The 20782-nt window shown below is 61.7% G+C and carries 21 protein-coding genes; 5 read left to right on the top strand and 16 right to left on the bottom strand.

All coding sequences use genetic code 11. The features are described from left to right. Positions 1–219: 219 nt before the first annotated feature. Genes ACP3TA_RS11770 through sdhC form a run of 4 tightly spaced genes read right to left on the bottom strand, consistent with a single transcriptional unit; the run spans position 220 to position 3450 of the window. Positions 220–936, bottom strand: coding sequence for a succinate dehydrogenase iron-sulfur subunit (locus ACP3TA_RS11770; RefSeq protein ID WP_015376975.1), 717 nt, complete (start codon positions 934–936; stop codon positions 220–222). Between the two features lie 16 nt (positions 937–952). After that, complete coding sequence (gene sdhA, locus ACP3TA_RS11765; protein WP_015376974.1) at positions 953–2719, bottom strand: succinate dehydrogenase flavoprotein subunit; 1767 nt, start codon at positions 2717–2719, stop codon at positions 953–955. Next, positions 2720–3067 (bottom strand): succinate dehydrogenase membrane anchor subunit, encoded by a 348-nt coding sequence (sdhD, locus tag ACP3TA_RS11760; protein ID WP_004939891.1) that lies wholly within the window; start codon positions 3065–3067, stop codon positions 2720–2722. Further along, positions 3061–3450 carry a succinate dehydrogenase cytochrome b556 subunit gene (sdhC, locus tag ACP3TA_RS11755; protein ID WP_004939893.1) on the bottom strand — a complete coding sequence of 130 codons (390 nt, stop codon included), beginning with the start codon at positions 3448–3450 and terminating at the stop codon, positions 3061–3063. The genes sdhD and sdhC overlap by 7 nt, the downstream gene beginning before the upstream one ends. Positions 3451–4179: 729 nt before the next feature. Between sdhC and ACP3TA_RS11750 the strand changes: the two genes are divergently transcribed. Beyond that, positions 4180–5472, top strand: a complete 1293-nt coding sequence (locus tag ACP3TA_RS11750; RefSeq protein WP_033642196.1) for a citrate synthase — start codon at positions 4180–4182, stop codon at positions 5470–5472. A 57-nt stretch (positions 5473–5529) separates the two neighbouring features. Here the strand turns inward: ACP3TA_RS11750 and nei are convergent, their stop codons facing one another. From nei to ACP3TA_RS11690, 12 genes are all read right to left on the bottom strand, one after another. Beyond that, positions 5530–6321 (bottom strand): endonuclease VIII, encoded by a 792-nt coding sequence (gene nei / locus ACP3TA_RS11745; RefSeq protein WP_046686580.1) that lies wholly within the window; start codon positions 6319–6321, stop codon positions 5530–5532. 54 nt (positions 6322–6375) lie between these two features. Beyond that, complete coding sequence (gene pcp, locus ACP3TA_RS11740) at positions 6376–7020, bottom strand: pyroglutamyl-peptidase I (protein ID WP_016928732.1); 645 nt, start codon at positions 7018–7020, stop codon at positions 6376–6378. Positions 7021–7028: 8 nt separating this feature from the next. Beyond that, complete coding sequence (locus ACP3TA_RS11735; RefSeq protein ID WP_033642193.1) at positions 7029–8048, bottom strand: DUF979 domain-containing protein; 1020 nt, start codon at positions 8046–8048, stop codon at positions 7029–7031. After that, positions 8045–8776, bottom strand: a complete 732-nt coding sequence (locus ACP3TA_RS11730) for a DUF969 domain-containing protein (protein WP_016928734.1) — start codon at positions 8774–8776, stop codon at positions 8045–8047. Before ACP3TA_RS11730 ends, ACP3TA_RS11735 begins: the two co-directional genes overlap by 4 nt. Before the next feature lie 62 nt (positions 8777–8838). Next, on the bottom strand, positions 8839–9579 hold the full coding sequence (pxpA, locus tag ACP3TA_RS11725) for a 5-oxoprolinase subunit PxpA (RefSeq protein WP_180548226.1): 741 nt from the start codon (positions 9577–9579) through the stop codon (positions 8839–8841). Next, entirely contained in the window at positions 9569–10501 is a 933-nt protein-coding gene (pxpC, locus tag ACP3TA_RS11720) for a 5-oxoprolinase subunit PxpC (protein ID WP_426784608.1), read from the bottom strand. Before pxpC ends, pxpA begins: the two co-directional genes overlap by 11 nt. Beyond that, on the bottom strand, positions 10495–11151 hold the full coding sequence (pxpB, locus tag ACP3TA_RS11715) for a 5-oxoprolinase subunit PxpB (RefSeq protein ID WP_421115688.1): 657 nt from the start codon (positions 11149–11151) through the stop codon (positions 10495–10497). Before pxpB ends, pxpC begins: the two co-directional genes overlap by 7 nt. Positions 11152–11310: 159 nt before the next feature. Then, entirely contained in the window at positions 11311–12054 is a 744-nt protein-coding gene (locus ACP3TA_RS11710) for a type 2 GTP cyclohydrolase I (protein ID WP_016928738.1), read from the bottom strand. An 18-nt stretch (positions 12055–12072) separates the two neighbouring features. Then, a complete protein-coding gene (locus tag ACP3TA_RS11705; protein WP_163964651.1) occupies positions 12073–13053 on the bottom strand; it encodes an MBL fold metallo-hydrolase in 981 nt (326 codons plus the stop codon). Between the two features lie 22 nt (positions 13054–13075). Beyond that, entirely contained in the window at positions 13076–14506 is a 1431-nt protein-coding gene (phrB, locus tag ACP3TA_RS11700) for a deoxyribodipyrimidine photo-lyase (protein ID WP_096242010.1), read from the bottom strand. 16 nt (positions 14507–14522) lie between these two features. Beyond that, entirely contained in the window at positions 14523–15479 is a 957-nt protein-coding gene (locus ACP3TA_RS11695; protein WP_033651168.1) for a YbgA family protein, read from the bottom strand. Between the two features lie 142 nt (positions 15480–15621). Then, complete coding sequence (locus ACP3TA_RS11690) at positions 15622–15831, bottom strand: YbfA family protein (RefSeq protein WP_004939916.1); 210 nt, start codon at positions 15829–15831, stop codon at positions 15622–15624. 441 nt (positions 15832–16272) lie between these two features. Between ACP3TA_RS11690 and ACP3TA_RS11685 the strand changes: the two genes are divergently transcribed. Genes ACP3TA_RS11685 through kdpC form a run of 4 tightly spaced genes read left to right on the top strand, consistent with a single transcriptional unit; the run spans position 16273 to position 20734 of the window. Further along, entirely contained in the window at positions 16273–16362 is a 90-nt protein-coding gene (locus tag ACP3TA_RS11685) for a K(+)-transporting ATPase subunit F (RefSeq protein ID WP_016928742.1), read from the top strand. Continuing rightward, positions 16362–18050 (top strand): potassium-transporting ATPase subunit KdpA, encoded by a 1689-nt coding sequence (gene kdpA / locus ACP3TA_RS11680; RefSeq protein WP_072628177.1) that lies wholly within the window; start codon positions 16362–16364, stop codon positions 18048–18050. The genes ACP3TA_RS11685 and kdpA overlap by 1 nt, the downstream gene beginning before the upstream one ends. Before the next feature lie 26 nt (positions 18051–18076). Then, a complete protein-coding gene (gene kdpB / locus ACP3TA_RS11675) occupies positions 18077–20146 on the top strand; it encodes a potassium-transporting ATPase subunit KdpB (protein WP_033642184.1) in 2070 nt (689 codons plus the stop codon). A gap of 18 nt (positions 20147–20164) precedes the next feature. Beyond that, complete coding sequence (gene kdpC / locus ACP3TA_RS11670) at positions 20165–20734, top strand: potassium-transporting ATPase subunit KdpC (RefSeq protein ID WP_033642183.1); 570 nt, start codon at positions 20165–20167, stop codon at positions 20732–20734. The last annotated feature ends 48 nt before the right edge of the window (positions 20735–20782 follow it).

Below are 20782 nucleotides of genomic sequence, written 5' to 3'. Positions count from 1 at the left end.
GATGAATACGGTTTGCCGTAAAACGGTTCACTCGACGTACTTGCGGCCATGACGGCCCGATACGTTCTGTTATGGACCTTGCGGTCCCTTACAAGGAACCTCTAAAAACCGGCGGAAGAACCAGGCTGCATAGCGCCGCAGCCGCGGGTCAGTTTTTAGAGGTTCCCTCCCCTATGGGATGTGCGCCGGAAAAGAGCCCGGCGCAGCATCTCATTCCGTTTATGCGCCGCGTTGCAGCAGCATGGACTTGATATGCCCGATCGCACGCGTCGGGTTCAAGCCTTTAGGACATACACTGACACAATTCATAATGCTATGGCAGCGGAAAACACTAAAAGCATCGTCCAGATCATCTAAACGTTCTTGCGTTTCCGTGTCACGGCTGTCGATCAGGAAGCGATACGCCGCCAACAGACCGGCAGGCCCGATGAACTTGTCCGGGTTCCACCAGAACGATGGGCAAGAAGTCGAGCAGCAGGCGCACAGGATGCACTCGTACAGACCGTCCAGCTTGGCGCGCTGTTCCGGCGACTGCAGGTGCTCACGCGCCGGCGGATTCTTGCCGTCGTTCAGCAGGTATGGCTTGATCTTTTCATACTGGGTGTAGAACTGTCCCATATCCACCACCAGATCGCGCACCACCGGCAGCCCCGGCAGCGGACGGATCACGATCTTGCCGTTGCCTTTGCGCAGCGACGAAACCGGAGTGATGCACGCCAGGCCGTTTTTACCGTTCATATTCAGGCCGTCGGAACCGCACACGCCTTCGCGGCATGAGCGACGGAACGACAGGGTCGGATCTTTTTCTTTCAGCTGGATCAACGCATCCAGCAGCATCATGTCACGGCCTTCTTCCGCTTCCAGGGTGTAGTCCTGCATGTGCGGCGCGTCGTCGACATCCGGATTGTAGCGATAAATGGAAAATTCGAGTTTCATCTGTCGATCTCCGCAATTAGTAAGAACGCACTTTCGGCGGGAATGCCGGGCGCAGCTTCGGTTGCATGTTCACTTCACGACGCGTCATGCTTTCCGATTGCGGCAGATACAGCGAATGGCACAGCCAGTTGGCGTCATCGCGTTCCGGGTAGTCGAAGCGGCTGTGTGCGCCACGGCTCTCGGTACGGAAGTTGGCCGACACGGCGGTGGAATACGCGGTCTCCATCAGGTTATCCAACTCCAGGCACTCGATGCGCTGGGTGTTGAACTCGCTGGAGGTATCGTCCAGGCGTGCGTTCTTCAGACGTTCACGGATCACTTTCAGTTCTTCCAGGCCCTTGGCCATCGCATCGCCTTCGCGGAATACCGAGAAGTTGTGCTGCATGCAAGACTGCAGCGCTTTGCGAATTTCGACCGGGTCTTCGCCGGAACGGGTATTGTTCCAACGGTTCAGACGATCAAGCGAAGCTTCCACGTCGGAGTCGCTGGCGTCACGGCTCACGCCCTGCTCTTCCAGCGATTCCTGCAGGTGCATGCCGGCGGAACGGCCGAACACCACCAGGTCCAGCAGCGAGTTGCCGCCCAAGCGGTTGGCACCGTGCACCGATACGCAGGCGATTTCGCCCACGGCGAACAGCCCCGGGATCACCACGTCTTCGCCTTTCTCGTTCACGGTCAGCGCCTGGCCGGTCACTTTGGTCGGAATGCCGCCCATCATATAGTGACAGGTTGGGATAACCGGGATCGGCTCTTTCACCGGATCGACGTGCGCGAAGGTGCGGGACAGTTCCAGGATGCCCGGCAGACGGGATTCCAGCACCTCTTTGCCCAGGTGATCCAGCTTCAGCTTGGCGTGCGGGCCCCAAGGACCGTCGCAGCCGCGGCCTTCGCGGATTTCGATCATGATCGAACGGGCAACCACGTCGCGCCCCGCCAGATCTTTGGCGTTCGGCGCATAACGCTCCATGAAGCGCTCGCCGTGTTTGTTCAACAGGTAACCGCCTTCGCCGCGGCAGCCTTCGGTCACCAGCACGCCCGCGCCGGCGATGCCGGTCGGGTGGAACTGCCACATTTCCATGTCCTGCACCGGCACGCCGGCGCGCAGCGCCATGCCGACACCGTCGCCGGTGTTGATGTGGGCGTTGGTGGTGGACTGGTAAATACGGCCTGCGCCGCCGGTCGCCAGCACGGTGGCCTTGGCTTTGAAGTAAACCACTTCACCGGTTTCGATGCAGATAGCCGTGGTGCCGACCACCGCGCCGTCCTGGTTTTTCACCAGATCGAGCGCATACCACTCAGAGAAAATGGTGGTGTGGTTTTTCAGGTTCTGTTGGTACAAGGTGTGCAGCAGCGCATGGCCGGTACGGTCGGCTGCGGCGGCGGTACGCGCCGCCTGCTCGCCGCCGAAGTTCAGCGACTGGCCGCCGAACGGGCGCTGATAGATGCGTCCGTCGTCCAGGCGAGAGAACGGCAGGCCCATGTGCTCCAGTTCCAGAATCGCTTCCGGGCCGGTTTTACACATATATTCGATGGCGTCCTGGTCACCGATATAGTCGGAACCTTTCACCGTGTCGTACATATGCCATTCCCAGTTGTCCTCGTGGCTGTTGCCGAGCGCGACGGTGATGCCGCCCTGGGCGGACACGGTATGGGAACGGGTCGGGAAAACTTTGGACAGCAGGGCACAGGTCGAGCCCGCTTGGGAAATTTGCAGCGCGGCACGCATGCCCGCACCGCCGGCGCCGATTACGACGGCATCAAACTCTCTGACTGGCAGTTTCATTTAAGCACCCCACACTACGATTGTTCCGTACAGTAAATAGACCAGCAACGCGACCACGACAGCCAGCTGCAACACCAGGCGAACCGCCAGCGGCTTGACGTAGTCCGTCAGCACCTGCCACAGCCCGATCCAGGCGTGAACCAGAATCGACAGCAAGGTCAGCAGAGTGAACACTTTCGTAATGGAAGTGGCGAAGAAACCGCGCCAGATGTCATAAGTGAGTTCCGGAGCCGTGACGAAAAAGCCCAGGATATACAGGACGTACAGGGTGATGATGATAGCGGAAGCACGCAGCAGCAGCCAATCGTGCACGCCGTTGCGCCCTAATGCAGAAACGTTGTTTACCATACGAGGACTCCAGCCAGAACTGACAGCACGACGGTCAGACCGATCGCCACCTGGGCGGAACGGGTGCCGGCGGCCAAACTCTCTTCGATGTAGCCAAAATCCATTAACAAGTGACGGATGCCACCGCAAATGTGATAGGCCAGCGCCGTGAGGATGCCCCAGAATATGAATTTGACGATGAAGCTATTCATGATGGCGGCCGCCTGCAGGAACCCCTCTTGGGAAGAGAGTGACAGGCCCAGCAGCCAGAGGAGGATACCCACGGCAACGAAGGTAATTACGCCAGAGACTCGGTGTAAGATAGACGCTATCGCAGTTACGGGGAACCGGATCGTTTGCAGATCCAAGTTGACAGGTCGTTGTTTTTTCACGTATTTGCCCACACAGCTCTTATTATTTTCCTTCCTCCGGGCCTGGGCGGGGATCAGACAGCGTTAAGAGCCTAAAACCCTTACACGTCACGCGCTCAAACATCAACATCCTCTGTGCTCAAACGGCGCGCATTTATAACGCTGGGTGCTCCTACTTCAGGGTAATCCGGAGACCTGGCGGCAGTATAGGAGGATCACATTCTGATTACAATTCTCATACAACCGCTTTGATAACATTTCCCCCGAACAGTGATTCAGATCACGGATTTCACAATTAGTGCAAAATTAATTATCTGATTTGACAAGAGATCAACATTTCCATTACATATAGGGGCACAAACGGTCCTATGATGCGCTACGGGTCAGCAGATACACTTCCCCCCGGGTTCGAGTTATGCAACAGTGTATTTGGCGAACCTATCCCAATAGCCGTTGTTTCCCGCTCGATTTTGCCGGCGTCAAAAAGCAAATAAAGCAAATAAAAACAGTTTATTGGGATAGGTTCACATCTCTTCGAACAGCTCATAGGTAAGATTAACAGACTATAACGAATTACTCTGAATCGTTAACAACTGGTCACCCGTCTCGTTCGCCTGGTCAGCACTCTGTACCCTACCCGCGCACAGTTGCGCAGTCGCTCACAGAGTTAGCGTCCGCACCATTTTTTGCGGGCAACCTGCAGAGATTTAAGGTATTTCAGTTGTTAGTGGTTTTTAAAATAAGGCGCTAAGGAGACAGTAAATGACTGATAAGAAAGCGACGCTAACCATTAACGACAGCGAAGCTCCGATCGAACTGGGCGTATTGACACCGACACTGGGCCCTGATGTCCTCGATGTCCGCGCTCTGGGTTCCAAAGGTTATTTCACATTTGATCCCGGCTTTACCTCCACCGCTTCTTGCGAATCCAAGATTACCTTCATCGACGGCGACAAAGGCGTGCTGCTGCACCGCGGCTTCCCTATCGAACAGCTGGCGAAAGAATCTTCCTACCTGGAAGTGTGCTACATCCTGCTGTACGGCGAGACCCCGACGCCGGAAGAGTTCGAGACCTTCAAAACAACCGTTACCCGCCACACCATGATCCACGACCAGATCACCCATCTGTTCCGTGGCTTCCGTCGCGACTCGCACCCGATGGCGGTGCTGTGCGGCGTGACCGGCGCGCTGGCGGCGTTCTACCACGATGCGCTGGACGTCAACAACGAGCGTCACCGTGAAATCACCGCGTTCCGTCTGCTGTCCAAAATGCCGACCGTGGCCGCGATGTGCTACAAATACTCCCTGGGCCAGCCGTTCGTTTATCCGCGCAACGATCTGTCCTATGCCGGCAACTTCCTGCACATGATGTTCGCCACCCCGTGCGAAGAGTACGTGGTGAACCCGGTATTGGAACGCGCCATGGATCGCATCCTGATCCTGCACGCCGACCATGAGCAGAACGCCTCTACCTCGACCGTGCGCACCGCCGGCTCTTCCGGTGCCAACCCGTTCGCCTGCATCGCGGCCGGCATCGCCTCCCTGTGGGGGCCGGCGCACGGCGGCGCCAACGAAGCGGCGCTGAAAATGCTGGAAGAGATCAAGACCGTCGATCACATTCCGGAATTCATCAAGCGCGCCAAGGACAAGAACGACTCCTTCCGCCTGATGGGCTTCGGCCACCGCGTGTACAAGAACTACGATCCGCGCGCCACCGTGATGCGCGAGACCTGTCACGAAGTGCTGAAAGAGCTGAACAAGAAGGACGACAACCTGCTGCAGGTGGCGATGGAGCTGGAGCACATCGCGCTGAACGACCCGTACTTCATCGAGAAGAAACTGTACCCGAACGTCGACTTCTACTCCGGCATCATCCTGAAGGCGATGGGCATTCCTTCTTCCATGTTCACCGTGATCTTCGCCATCGCGCGCACCATCGGCTGGATCGCGCACTGGAACGAAATGCACGACGAAGGCATCAAAATTGCCCGTCCGCGTCAGCTGTACACCGGCTATGCCGAGCGTGATTTCAAATCCCAGCTGAAAACCAAGTAAGCCGCTTCCCCGGCTGAAACCGCACAGCGCCGCCCCTTCGGGCGGCGTTTTTTTTGCTTATTTCTGGCAGCCCGGGCACCAATAAAACGGCCGCGACGACAGGTCGGTGCGCACAATCATCGCGCCGCAGCGCTCACAGGGCTCGCCGCTGCGATGAAACACCTTGAAGCGAAACAGCGCGCCGTGATGGCGGTTCTCATCCGCCTGCCCACGCGTCTGATAGGAAAGACGCGGCACCGCCAGCAGCGCCTCCGCCAGACGCCAAAGCGCTTCCGGCGCCAGATCCTGCGGTTTGTGCTGCGGCGCCAGTTCGGCCTGCCACAGAATTTCGGCGCGCAGATAATTGCCCAATCCGGCGAGAAACGCCTGGTCGAGCAGCATGCCGCCCAGCTGCCTGCGGCGAAAACGCGGCGTCAGCAAACGCTCCTGCACCTCATCCACCGTCAACGTCATGTCCAGCACGTCGGGGCCGATGCGTTGCAGGAACGGGTGCTGTTCTATCTCCTCGCGCGGCCCGACGGTGATGTCAGACGCGCTGTAGAGCAATATTGCGCTGCGAGCGGTTTCCAGCCGCACCCGCAGATCGCGCTTGGTCTCCGGCGTCTCTCCTGCCGCCGCCACTTTCCACACGCCATACAGCTGGTTATGGCTGTACATCGTCAGCCCATTGGAGAAATGGGTCAGCAGCGCCTTGCCGCGCGGCTCGATGGCGACGATGCGCTCGCCGATCAGACGCTGGCGATAGTGTTTCAACTGAGGAAAAGCGAAATCGACGGCGGTCAACGGCTGATCGATCACCGCCGCCGCCAGTTTGTCCGCCGCCCGGCGAATCTCCGGTCCTTCCGGCATAGACCACTCCTTGCGTAGGCCCGGCGCAGCCCGGTGCGCCGGGAGTGTTCTTGATTAATGCGTTGCGCCACCCACCACTTTCAGATCGTGTTCCACCTGCAAAGCAATGGAAACGGCCAGCTCCAGCGCAAACAGCACCGTCGAAGCCGCCATGCTCGGCGCACCGGGGTGGGCCGCCGCCTGTTCCGGCAGGTACGGAATATGGATAAAACCGCCCTTCACCTCACGCTGGCCGCTCAAACGGTGCAGCAGCCCATACATCACATGGTTGCACACGTAGGTGCCGGCAGTCTGCGAAACGGCGGCCGGAATGCCGGCCTCGCGCATCGAACTGACCATCGCTTTGATCGGCAAAGTGCTGAAATAGGCCGCCGGACCGCCGGCGACGATCGGCTCATCCACCGGCTGCTGCCCCTGATTGTCAGGAATACGCGCATCGTCGACGTTGATCGCCACCCGTTCAATCGTGATGTCGGTGCGGCCGCCGGCCTGGCCGATAGCCAGCACCATCACCGGCTGCACCTCGTCGATCGCCGCATTGAGCGCCTCCAGCGCGGCGCCGAACACGCACGGCAACTGGCGCGCCACGATACGCGTGCCCACCAGTTCCATATCGTTGAGCTGCTTCACCACTTCCCAGGAGGGATTGAGGCGCTCGCCGCCAAACGGCTCGAAGCCGGTAATCAATACTTTTTGCATCCTTACTCCTACAGGAACATCAGGAAATACAGCAGGAACACGTTAACCAACAGCAGCAGCACGCCGGTCGGCACCTGCGCCTTGATCACCGCATTCTTGTCCGGCAACTCCAGCAGCGCCGCCGGCACAATGTTGAAGTTCGCCGCCATCGGCGTCATCAGGGTGCCGCAATAGCCGGAGAACATGCCGATCGCCGCCATCACCGCCGGGTTGCCGCCGTGCTGCAACACCAGGATCGGAATGCCGATGCCGGCGGTAACGATCGGGAAAGCGGCGAAGGCGTTGCCCATCACCATGGTCAGCACCGCCATACCGATAGCGTAGACCGCCACGGCGATAAAACGGTTATCGACCGCCAGATATTCCTGGGTCAAATGCGAGATCGCGGTGCCGACGCCGGCGACGGTAAACAGCAGCCCCAGCGTGGCGAGGATCTGCGGCAGAATGAACGCCCAGCCGATCGAATCCAGCAGGCGCCGCGCTTCCTGTATCGGCTGCAGCGCCTTCTCATGGGTCATTGTCACCGCGATCGCCAACCCGATCAGGCAGCCGACGGTCATCGAGAACAGGGTAATTAGCGTCGCGTGGTTACCGCTGCCGAATACCGCGTTTTGCAACGCCGGCACGTTGTTGAACAGCAGCACGCCGACCACCGTCACCACCGGGATCGCCAGCGCGGGAATGAACAGCTTGTTGCCCAGGCGTTTGGCGCTCGCCTCGCGCTCCTGCGGCGTCCGCTGGTGATAGCTGCCGAGGCGCACACCGCCGAAGCCGGCAATCAGGGCCATCACCACCACCACCGCGCCAACGATGATATGCAGCATGCGTTTTTCGTTGCTGCCCTCGCCCAGTACATCGCCCAGCAGGCGATAAGTCCAGTCGCCGACCAGGAATACCAGGCCGTACAGCCCCCAAAACAGCCCGGTGGTGATGCGGCGCGGGTTGGCGCGATCGCGCAAGGACATCACCGCCACAATCAGCAGCACCGCGCCGGCCAGCCAGTAAAGGTATTGTTGCTGGAAGTTCATCGCGCTTCCCCCTTCGCCTGCAGCGCCGCCTGATTCAGCTGCGCCAGCTCGGCGCTCAGCTGTTTATCCATCCGATACAGCCGGAACGCGTGGATCAGGAAAGCGAAAATGGCGGTCGGAATGCCCCACAGCGCGATATGCAGCGGCTCGGTCTGAATGCCGCCGGACTCCAGCATAAAGTTATGCATGAAGATGATCGCACCGAAGGCCACGAAGATATCCTCGCCGAAGAACAGCCCGACGTTGTCGGTAGCGGCCGACATGGCGCGCAGGCGGTGGCGGGTACGCTCCGGCAGCTCGCCGTAGCGGTTTTCCGTCGCCCCTTCCGCCATCGGCGCCAGCAGCGGCCGCACCATTTGCGGATGCCCGCCCAGGCTGGTCAGCCCCATCGCTGCAGTAATCTCGCGCACGAACAGGTATACGATCAGCAAACGGCCGGCGGTGGCGCTTTTGATCTTGGCGATCCACGCCTGCGCACGCTCTTTCAGCCCGTGGCGCTCCAGCAGGCCGATCACCGCCAGCGGCAGCAGCAGGATCAGCGGCAGGTTACGGGTGTTGAGAAAGCCCTCGCCGAGCTTTTCCAGAATGACGTCCAGCGGCATCAGCGCCGCCAGACCGGTGATGATGCCGGCGGCGATCACCACCAGCACCGGGTTGAAACGCAATACAAACCCGACCACGATGGCGGCGATGCCGATCAGTGGCCAGAGATTCACGGCCTGTTCCATAGTCTTCCCTCGATATTTTCTAATAGTTTTTTGCTTGTGATGTTGTGTCTTGCTTTATTGCTTTACTGCTCCGCGCTGACGCGGATGCCCTGCTGAACAAAACTGTCCCGCAGCTTGCGCGCATACGCCAGCGCATGCTCGCCGTCCCCATGCAGGCAGACGGTTTCCGCCTGAACGGCGGTCCAGACGCCATCGACGCTGCGCACCCGGTGATGGCGCACCATCTCCAGCGTTTGCGCCAGCGCCTGTTCGTCATCGTCGATCAGCGCCCCCGGCAAACCGCGCGGCACCAGCGTGCCGTCGGCCTGATAACCGCGATCGGCGAATACCTCCTGCCGGGTGGTCAGACCGAGTTGTTCCCCGGCGCGGATCAGCTCGCTGCCGGCCAGCCCCACCAGCCGCAGCGCCGGATCGACCGCCTGCACCGCCCGGGCGATCGCTTCCGCCAGCGCCGGCTCAACCGCCGCCTGGTTGTACAGCATGCCGTGCGGCTTAACGTGCACCATCACCCCGCCCTCGGCACGGGCGATGGCCGCCAGCGCCCCGAGCTGATACACCACCTGCGCGTACACCGTTTCCGGCGACAGCTGCATGCGGGTGCGGCCGAAGTTCTCCCGATCGGGAAAACTCGGGTGAGCGCCGATCGCCACGCCGTACTGCAATGCCCAGCGCACCGACTGACGCATGGTCTGCGCATCGCCGGCGTGGAAGCCGCAGGCGATGTTGGCCGAACTCACCAATTGCAACAGCGCCTGGTCGTTGGCGCAGCCTTCGCCGAGATCGGCGTTCAAATCAACGATCATGTAACCCCCAGGCAATCTGTCGAAGGAAGAGATCCTGCTCAGCCTTGGCGCGCTGCGCCTCCGTCAGTGAGCAGAGAACGAAGTGGATCGGTTCGCCGAGACGGATCTGCGCCAAGTGGTAGAGATCGGCCTCGATCACGCAGGCGATACGCGGGTAACCGCCGGTGGTTTGCGCATCGGCCATCAGCACGATCGGCTGGCCGTTGTGCGTCACCTGCACCACGCCGGGCAGCAGGCCGTGCGACAGCATCTCGCGGTCGGTGGTGCGCTCCAGCGGCGTGCCGCCGTGCAGGCGGTAGCCCATGCGGTTGCTCTGCGGGCTGAGCTGCCAGGCGGTGCGCCAGAACGTGTCCTGCGCCTCTTCGCTGAATTCGGCGTACTCCGGCCCCGGCAGCGCGCGGATGCGGTTGGTGAACAGCAGCTGCTTCACGCCACAGCGGGTTTGCGGCAGCGCGGTGGATTTGCCCAGCGGCAACCGATCGCCGTCCTTCAGATTACGCCCCTCGCACCCGCCAAAAGCGGCTTTCATGTCGGTGCTGCGCGAGCCCAGCATTTCCGGCACGGCGATACCGCCGGCGATCGCGAGATAACTGCGCATGCCGCGCTTCGGCGTGCCCAGCACCAGACGCTGCCCCTTTTTCACCGGGTAGCGCCAGCCGGTCCACAGCGGCTTACCGTCCAGCTGCGCGTCGCAGCCGGCGCCGGTCAGGGCGATCCAGCCGGGACGGGTAAACTCGGCGCTGAACTGGCCGAGCGTGATCTCCAGCCCGGCGGCCTCCGGCGCGTTGCCCACCAGCAGGTTGGCGATCTTCAGCGCCGGTTGATCCAACGCGCCGCCGGTACTGATGCCCAGACGGCGAAATCCTTCACGGCCCAAATCCTGCACCGTGGTATAGATGCCGGCGCGCAGAATAATCAGCATACGCCCTCCTTCTGCGGCACAAAGCGTACGCTATCGCCCGGGCGCAGCAGCGTCGGCGGCATTTCATGGGGATTGAACAACGCCAGCGGCGTGCGGCCGATCAGTTGCCAGCCGCCGGGCGTCGCTAGCGGATAGATGCCGGTCTGGCCGCCGCCGATACCGACAGAGCCGGCCGCCACAGCCAGACGCGGTTCGGCGCGGCGCGGCGTCGCCAGTTTTTCCGGCATGCCGCCCAAATAGGAGAAGCCCGGCTGAAAGCCGAGAAAATAGACCACGTAAGCCGCCGCCGCGTGGCATTCCACCACCTGCCGCGGCGTCATGCCGGTATGGCGCGCCACCTCATCCAGATCGGGGCCTTGCTCCCCGCCGTAGACCACCGGAATATCCACCTGACGCGACTCCGGCGTCAGGCGCTCTTTGCTTTCCCACCCCTGCTGCAGTAACGCGAGCATCGCTTCGGCGTCGGCCTGCGGCGTATGCAACAGCAGCGTCAGGTTGTTCATTCCCGGCACCACTTCCCGCACGTCAGGATGATGATTCAGCTTTTCCGCCAGCGCCCAGATGCGCTGCTGGCTCGGCAACGTCACCGGCGGTGACAGTTCAAGCACTACCGCTCTTTCACCTAAAAGGTAATAACGCGCTTGTTGCACCCTTATTCTCCTTATTATTATCGCGCTGAAAAACACACCAGTTATGCGTGACGCAGCCCCGGCTGTCAATAGAACGCAACCATAAGGAAAATAAGGAAATAGCGCGGTAAAAGGATTCAGCCGGCGCGCAGGCCGGGCTGGATCCGACGTAGAAAAAAATCAGGCGGGATTCGGGATATCGATAAAGGTCACATCAAAACCGTGGTGCTGAGCCAGCCATTCCCCCAGCGCTTTCACGCCGCCGCGCTCGGTCGCGTGGTGGCCGGCGGCAAAGAAATGCACGCCCATTTCGCGCGCGCTGTGAATGGTCTGCTCAGACACTTCACCGCTGATGAAAGCATCGACGCCGAAGCGCGCCGCGCTGTCGATAAAGCCCTGGCCGCCGCCGGTGCACCAGGCCACTCGGCGAATATGCTCAGGCGCGTTATCGCCGCAGTGCAGCACCGCGCGCCCCAGTCGGCTTTCGATGCGCTGTTGCAGCGCTTCGCCGGTCAGCGGCTGTTCGAATTCCCCGTGCGGCACCAGCGGCTCGACGTCGCCAATCACCCGAATGCCCAGCGCCTGCGCCAGCTGCGCGTTGTTGCCCAGCACCGGATGCGCGTCCAGCGGCAAGTGGTAGCCGTACAGATTGATGTCGTGGGTCAACAGCGTTTTCAGGCGGTTGCGCTTCATGCCGCGCACCGCCGGCGCCTCGTTTTTCCAGAAATAGCCGTGGTGCACGATGATCGCGTCGGCCTGATGCGCCACCGCGGCGTCCAACAGCGCCTGACAGGCGGTGACGCCGGTCACGATGCGCTGCACGTGCGGGCGCCCTTCCACCTGCAATCCATTGGGGGCATAGTCCTGAAACGCCGCGGCGTTCAGTTCCGTGTTGATCAGTTGTTCCAGATCGAGGTTACGCATTCTCTTCTCTCTTCATAGTCAAAATGTCTGCCGGTCGCCCTGCGCCATCAGGATGAATTTCACCCCCAGATCGTTGCCCTGCGCCAGCTGCTGCGCAATGGCGGCGCGCGCGTCTTCGCCCTGCTTCAGGCTCGGTTTGATGTGGCTGATCACCACCGGCAGACCGTTCAGCGAGCCTTCGCCGCCGCTGTACTGCGTCAGGTTCTTCAGCTCCTTCAGCAGCCAGGCCGGCGTCAGATGGCCGTACAGATGTTTGTCCTCCACCCCGTTAGGGTAAGAGGTTTCGATAATCATGCCCTTGAGCTTTTTCTGCTCGACAAGCGGCCCCAGCACGCGCCACACGGTATCGAGATCGCGCGACTGCTCCACCTTGTCCGGCCCGGTATCGCCGAAGTAGGCGAAGAACTCGTTGCCGTTGGAAATCAGCAGCATTGACGACGGGTAGCGATCGTGGCTGAGCGGGTACATCACGCCGGTCAACCCGGTCAGGCCGAGGGTAAACCGCTGCTGCGGCCGCACCGTTTGCAGCCGGTAGGTGCCCAACCGCGAGCCGTTACCGGCGTCGGTAAAGTTCGGCCAGGCCTTCCAGTTGAAGTAGTGATTACGCAGGGTCAGCACGGTGTCCGCCTGGGCGTAAACGGTTTTTTTATTGTCCTCGGGCGAGCCGACGATCAGCCCCGCCACGTGATCCAGATGGCCGTGGCTGATAAAGTAACTGCCGATCAACTGCCGGAACACATAGCCCTGCGGCGTGTAAGGCGCGGCCAGCTCGGGCGTCACCTGCGGGAAGCTGCCCTTCTCCAGCCCTTTGGCGATGCCCGGCAGCAGTGAACCGGCGTCCAGCGCCACATACTGCGGCTGATTGTCGCTGCGGATCAGGTAGGAAGTCAGGTTGCCGTCGCTGACGCCGCCGTCGACGCCCAGCGCCACCACGTCAAAGCCGGCGATCGCCAGCGCGGAATAGCCGCTCAGACACAGGGCCAGCACCTTTTTCATCATTACGTCGCTCCTTGCAGTTGCCTCAAGACTCTCCCCGTTTTGCCGCCTCGAACGCCGCCAGCGTCTCTACACGCGCTTGCTTGTGATCGACGATCGGCAGCGGATAGTTCAGCGGGCATCGCTGCTTTTCCGCCCAGCGATGGGGATGATGGATGTCATTGTCGGGCACATCCGCCAGTTCCGGCAACCATTTACGGATAAAAGTGCCTTGTGGATCAAAACGTTCACCCTGGGTGGTCGGGTTGAAGATGCGGAAATACGGCGCGGCGTCGGTGCCGGTGGAGGCCGCCCACTGCCAGCCGCCGTTGTTGGCCGCCAGATCCCCGTCCAGCAATTGCGACATGAAATAGCGCTCCCCGGCGCGCCAGTCGATCAGCAGATCTTTCACCAGAAAACTGGCGCTGATCATGCGCAGCCGGTTGTGCATCCAGCCGGTGGCATTCAGTTGGCGCATGGCGGCATCAACGATCGGATAGCCGGTTTCGCCCCGCTGCCAGGCCTGCAGCTTCGCCGCGTCATCGCACCAGCTCACCTTGTCCGTCCAGGCGATAAACGGCCGATGGCGACACAGCTCGGGATAGGCCACCAGCAGATGGCGGTAGAACTCGCGCCAAATCAGCTCGTTCAGCCAGGCGAAAGCGCCGCTCTCGCGATCTTCCAGCAGCTGCGGGCATTCGGCGCGCAGGCGGTTGAAGCACTGGCGCGGCGACAGCGCACCGATCGCCAGATAGGGCGACAGGCTGCTGGTGCCGGCGAGGGCGGGCAGATCGCGCTGCCGGAGGTAATCCTGCACCTGCTCACGGCAAAAGACGCGCAGCCGCTGCAGCGCGGCCTCCTCACCGGCGGGATAATCACCCCCGATGTCCGCCGCGGGATAATCGAACGCCGCCGGCGCTTCAGGCGCAGGCAACGCGCCATCGGCACGGATCTTCGGCGCCGGCAGGCAGCTCACGTCGGACTCAGTCAGGCGCTGAATGAAGGCGTTGCGAAACGGCGTATAAACCTTGTACATCTCGCCGCCGCCGGTGAGCACGCTGCCCGGCGGCAACAGCAGACTGTCATCAAAACCGTGGCACGTTACCCGTCCATTCAACTGCTGCTCCAGCCGCGCATCGCGTCGCCGTTCATTCAGTTCGTACTGGCGGTTGTAAAATAGCGCGTCCACCTGCTCTCGCCGGCAATACTCCGCCAGCCAGTCGATCGACGCGGCAAAGTCCGTGCCGGCATGGCAATGCAGCGCAATGCCCTTTTGCGCCAGCGCCTGCTGTACCGCCCGCAGGCTGGCGTGGATCAGCGCCGCCTGCCGCGGCGCCATCTCATGTTCCCGCCACTGCTGCGGGGTGGCGATAAACACCGCCAGCACCCGGGCTTTGGGATCGCTGCAGGCAGCGTGCAGCGCTTTGTTGTCGGTGATACGCAGATCGTTACGCAACCAGACCAGATGCGTGGTCATAAAATTCCCTTGTCAATCAATGGCCGTAACGCAAACGCAGCGCCTCCGGATAAGGTTCGAAATAGCGTTGTTCCGCCAAATAACTGTCGGGGTATTCCGCCATGTAATGCTTAAGCAAGGCGATCGGCGCCAGCAGCGGCTGCATGCCCTGCCGGTAGCGGTCGATCAGGTGCGCCAGCTCCTGGCGCTGCGCCGCGCTGAGCTGGCGGCGGAAGTAACCCTGCACGTGCATCAGCACGTTGGTATGGTTGCGGCGCGTCGCCTTGTGCGCCAACAGCGCCATCAGGCGGCTGCGGTACTCCACGGCGAAGTCTTCCAGCGAGTCCCAGCGATGAATGTCGGCGACGAAACGCCCCAGTTCGCGGTACGCCGGCTGCGAATGCGCCAGCAGCGACAGCTTGTAGCGGCTGTGAAACGCGATCAGCCCGCCGCGGGTCAGCCCCTGACGCCATAGCATGTTCAACTCATACAGCGCGTACACTCGCTCGATAAAGTTTTCCCGCAGCGCCGCATCCTGCAAACGCCCATCCTCTTCCACCGGCAGCCACGGCATCTGGCGCAGCAGCTCGGCGGTAAACAGCCCGACGCCGTTTTTACGCGAGTCCTTGCCGTTCTCGCTGTAGACCCGCACCCGCTCCAGGCCGCAGCTCGGCGACTTGGCGCAGACGATGTAACCGCACAAGTGCTGCAACGCGGCCACGCGCTGCGCGGAGAAACTGCGCATCTCCTCGGTCAGATCCACGCCGGCGTCGTTGCTGTAGCGCATCGCCGGCCACGGCTGCGCCTGTTTCACCAGACGCAGCGCCGGGCGCGGCGTGGGCAGGCCGATCGCCATTTCCGGGCAAACGGGCTCAAAGCGCACATAGGGCGCCAACTGTTCCACCGCGAAGGCCAGCCGCTTGTGGCCACCGTCGAAACGCACCGCGTCGCCCAGTAAACAGGCGCTGATGCCGATAGGGATCTTGTCACTCATACCGTTCTCTCGTGGTGTTGGTCGATGAGGAAAGTGTAGAAGAATGGCTTGCCAAATACGACCTTGCGCTGGACGGCAGCGGGCTTGGGGCATAAAAAAACCCCCGCCGCAGGGCGAGGGTTGTTCGTGAGTCGGCAGTGACTCAGTAGAAGTCGCAGGACGCCAGTTCCGCCTGCTGCAGCCAGACCGGTTTATCGCTGGTTTTTGACCAGACGCGGTGCAGGTAGCTGTAAAAACGCCCGCGATCGCTGCGGAACAGCATCACCGGCAGGGCCAAAATGCCCGCGATCACTACTGCGCTGCGGCGCAGGAGAATCCGATGCAGTGAATAAGCGTGATAGGTCGTAGACATGCGAACCTCCTTAAAAACGCCTGCCGTTGATTTGTCAGGGAAAACGGCGTGGGCGTATCAAATGAACAATCGGTAATTTGGTAACTGGACAAAATTTTAGCGCACTTGATGAAAGTTTACTACTCATCCGACCACTAAATCGCACAAAAAATCGCTAATCACCGCGGCGATTCGTAATTTTGTTACAACCAAGTTAATTTTTAACTTAACATGGGTTACGTTGTGGTTATTATCCGGTTCCTGCTGCCACGCCGCTGCCCTTGCTTATTCACTCATCAGGCGCAATCTCGCCGCCAACCTGCTGGTTGAAATGCTCAATTTTTGCTGAAATTTCAGCCATTTTTATACTTTTTTTACACCCACCTGCGCGATTTTTTCATCTTCTTTCTACCCCGCTCCCTACACTGCCTCTATCAAAAACAACACCTCTGGAGGTGTCCCGTGAGTTTCAGCGTTATTGGTGGTGCGCTGTTGGTTCTGCTGCTGTTGGCCTATCTGGTCTACGCCCTGTTTAACGCGGAGGATTTCTGATGGCGGCTTCAGCCTTTTTACTGATCGCCAGTTTTCTGCTGGTGCTTCTGCTGCTGGCCCGGCCGCTGGGCGGTTTTATGGCGCGCCTGATCGAAGGTGAGCCGCTGCCTGCGCTGCGCGCAGTGGAAGCCGGCGTCTGGCGCGCCTGCGGCATCCGCCCCACCGAGATGAATTGGTGGCAGTACGCGCTGGCGATCCTGGCGTTTAACCTGCTCGGCCTGGCGCTGCTGTTCGCCCTGCTGATGGCGCAGGGCTCGCTGCCGCTCAACCCGCAAGGCTTCCCTGGCCTCTCCTGGGATCTGGCGCTCAACACCGCCGTCAGCTTCGTCACCAACACCAACTGGCAAGCCTACAGCGGTGAAAGCGCCCTCAGCTATTTCAGCCAGATGGCCGGGCTGGCGGTGCAGAACTTCGTTTCCGCCTCCACCGGCATCGCCGTGGCCTTTGCGCTGATCCGCGCCTTTACCCGCCGCGCCGGCAAGACCGTCGGCAACGCCTGGGCCGATCTGTTCCGCATCACGCTGTATGTGCTGCTGCCGATCGCGCTGCTGATCGCCCTGTTCTTCGTCAGCCAGGGCACGCTGCAAAACTTCCTGCCTTACCTGCACGTCACCACGCTCGAAGGCGCGCAGCAGACGCTGCCTATGGGGCCGGTCGCCTCGCAGGAAGCGATCAAGATGCTCGGCACCAACGGCGGGGGGTTCTTCGGCGCCAACTCGGCGCACCCGTTCGAAAACCCGACCGTGCTGACCAACTTCGTGCAGATGCTGGCCATCTTCCTGATCCCTTGCGCGCTGTGCTTCTCTTTCGGACAACTGGCCGGTGAAAACCGTCAGGGCCACGCGCTGATCTGGGCGATGGCGCTGATCTTCGTGGTGGCGGTGGTGGTGGTGATGTACGCCGAGCTGGCGGGCAACCCGCACCTGAGCGCGCTGGGCGCCGACAGCAACATCAATATGGAAGGCAAAGAGTCGCGCTTCGGCATTCTCGCCACCAGCCTGTTCTCGGTGGTGACCACCGCCGCGTCCTGCGGGGCGGTCAACGCCATGCACGACTCCTTCACCGCGCTGGGCGGCATGGTGCCGATGTGGCTGATGCAGATCGGTGAAGTGGTGTTCGGCGGCGTCGGCTCCGGCCTGTACGGCATGCTGCTGTTCGTACTGCTGACGGTGTTTATCGCCGGCTTGATGATCGGCCGCACCCCGGAATACCTGGGCAAGAAGATCGACGTTTACGACATGAAGATGACCGCGCTGGCGATCCTGGTCACGCCGGCGCTGGTGTTGCTGGGCAGCGCGCTGGCCATCGGCACCGACGCGGGCCGCGCCGGCATCCTCAATCCGGGCGCCCACGGCTTCAGCGAAGTGCTGTATGCCCTGTCCTCCGCCGCCAACAACAACGGCAGCGCCTTCGCCGGGTTGAGCGTCAATACGCCGTTCTACAACCTGCTGCTGGCCTTCGCCATGTTCGTCGGCCGCTTCGGGGTGATCCTGCCGGTGCTGGCGATCGCCGGTTCGCTGAGCGCCAAGCCACGCCAGCCGGCGGGCAACGGCACCCTGCCGACCTATGGGCCGCTGTTTATCGGCCTGCTGATCGGCACCGTGCTGCTGGTGGGCGCGCTGACCTTCGTGCCGGCGCTGGCGCTGGGCCCGGTGGCCGAGCATTTGCAGCTTTGGTTGGCAAACTAACAGACGTCACAGAGAGAGAATAAGAGATGACTCGCAAACAACGCGCGCTGTTTGAACCGGCTCTGGTGCGCACCGCGCTGATCGATGCGGTGAAAAAACTGGACCCTCGCGTTCAATGGCGCAACCCGGTGATGTTCGTGGTGTATATCGGCAGCCTGCTGACCACCGCCATCTGGCTGGCGATCCTCGCCGGCCAAACCGACGGCGCCGCCGCCTTTACCGGCAGCGTCTCCCTGTGGTTGTGGTTCACCGTGCTGTTCGCCAACTTCGCCGAGGCGCTGGCCGAAGGCCGCAGCAAGGCCCAGGCGGAAAGCCTGAAAGGCACCAAGAAAACCAGCTGGGCGAAAAAACTGGCCGGCCCGCGCCGCGACGGCGCCACGGAGAAAGTGGCCGCCGAGAGCCTGCGCAAAGGCGATATCGTGCTGGTGGAAGCCGGCGACACCATTCCGTGCGACGGCGAAGTGCTGGAGGGCGGCGCCTCGGTGGATGAAAGCGCCATCACCGGGGAATCCGCCCCGGTGATCCGCGAATCCGGCGGGGACTTCTCCTCGGTCACCGGCGGCACCCGCGTGCTGTCCGACTGGCTGGTGGTGCAGTGCAGCGTCAACCCGGGGGAAACCTTCCTCGATCGCATGATCGCCATGGTGGAAGGCGCCAAACGCCGCAAAACGCCGAACGAAATCGCGCTGACCATCCTGCTGGTGGCGCTGACCATCGTGTTCGTGTTGGCCACCGCCACCCTGTTCCCGTTCTCGCAATACAGCGTCGAGGCGGCCGGCAGCGGCAGCGTGGTCACCATCACCGTGCTGGTCGCCTTGCTGGTTTGCCTGATCCCCACCACCATCGGCGGTCTGCTGTCCGCCATCGGCGTGGCCGGGATGAGCCGCATGCTCGGCGCCAACGTGATCGCCACCAGCGGCCGCGCGGTGGAAGCCGCCGGCGACGTGGACGTGCTGCTGCTGGATAAAACCGGCACCATTACGCTGGGCAACCGTCAGGCTTCGGAGTTCCTGCCGGCGCCGGGCGTGAAAGAGCAAGAGCTGGCGGACGCCGCGCAGCTGGCTTCGCTGGCGGACGAAACGCCGGAAGGCCGCAGCATCGTGGTGCTGGCCAAACAGCGCTTTAACCTGCGCGAGCGCGATCTGCAGGCGCTGAACGCCACCTTCGTGCCCTTCTCCGCCCAGACTCGCATGAGCGGCGTCAACGTGCAGGAGCGCATGATCCGCAAAGGCGCGGTGGACGCCATTCGCCGTCACGTCGAAACCAATCAGGGGCACTTCCCGCGGGCGGTGGACGATCTGGTGGAAAGCGTGGCGCGCACCGGCGGCACGCCGCTGGTGGTGGCGGAAGGCGCCCGGGTGCTGGGCGTGGTGGCGTTGAAGGATATCGTCAAGGGCGGCATCAAAGAGCGCTTCAATGAGCTGCGCAAGATGGGCATCAAAACGGTGATGATCACCGGCGATAACCCGCTGACCGCGGCGGCGATCGCCGCCGAAGCCGGGGTGGACGACTTCCTGTCGGAAGCCACGCCGGAAGCCAAACTGGCGCTGATCCGCCAGTATCAGGCTGAAGGCCGTCTGGTGGCGATGACCGGCGACGGCACCAACGACGCCCCGGCGCTGGCGCAGGCCGATGTGGCGGTGGCGATGAACTCCGGCACCCAGGCCGCCAAAGAGGCGGGCAACATGGTCGATCTGGATTCCAACCCGACCAAGCTGATCGAAGTGGTGCATATCGGCAAACAGATGCTGATGACGCGCGGCTCGCTGACCACCTTCAGCATCGCCAACGACGTGGCCAAATACTTCGCCATCATTCCGGCGGCGTTCGCGGCCACCTATCCGCAGCTGAACGCGCTGAACGTGATGCACCTGCACTCCCCCGCCTCCGCCATCATGTCGGCGGTGATCTTCAACGCCCTGGTGATCGTGTTTCTGATCCCGCTGGCGCTGAAAGGGGTGAGCTACAAACCGATGAGCGCCGCGGCTCTGCTGCGCCGCAACCTGTGGCTGTACGGGGTCGGCGGTCTGCTGGTGCCGTTCGTCGGCATCAAACTGATCGACCTGATCCTGGTCGCGCTGCACGTCGCCGGTTAACCATTGAGGGAAAAGAACATGACATATTTACGACCTGCGCTGGTGATGTTGATCCTGCTGACGCTGCTCACCGGCATCGCCTATCCGCTGCTGACCACCGGGCTGGCGCAGCTGCTGTTTTCGGGCGCGGCCAACGGTTCGCTGCTGTACCAGGGCGACAAGGCGGTCGGCTCCGCGCTGATTGGCCAGAACTTCACGCGCGCCGACTATTTCTGGGGCCGCCCGTCGGCGACCGGCGATTCAGCCTATAATCCACAGGCCTCCGCCGGCAGCAACCTGGCGGCCACCAACCCGGCGCTGGATAAGGTTATCGCCGAACGCGCGGCGCAGCTGCGCCAGGCCAATCCGGCCATGAGCGGCCCGATCCCGGTGGATCTGCTGACCGCCTCCGGCAGCGGGCTGGATCCGCAGATCTCGACCGCTGCGGCGCGGTATCAGCTGGCGCGGGTCGCGGCGGCACGTCATCTGCCGCCGGAACAGGTCGCCAAACTGATCGAAGACAACACCGATCGGGCCACGCCCAACTTCATGGGCGAATCGGTGGTCAACGTGTTGAAGCTGAACCTGGCGCTGGATGCGTTGAAGTAACGCACCGTATTCAGCATAGTGATAGGGTTCGGCGTGCCGAACCCCTTT

The sequence above is a fragment of the Serratia sp. 2C06 genome, from assembly GCF_050037615.1.
GTDB classification, from domain to species: domain Bacteria; phylum Pseudomonadota; class Gammaproteobacteria; order Enterobacterales; family Enterobacteriaceae; genus Serratia; species Serratia ureilytica.
This window is presented reverse-complemented; position numbering and strand designations above follow the sequence as displayed.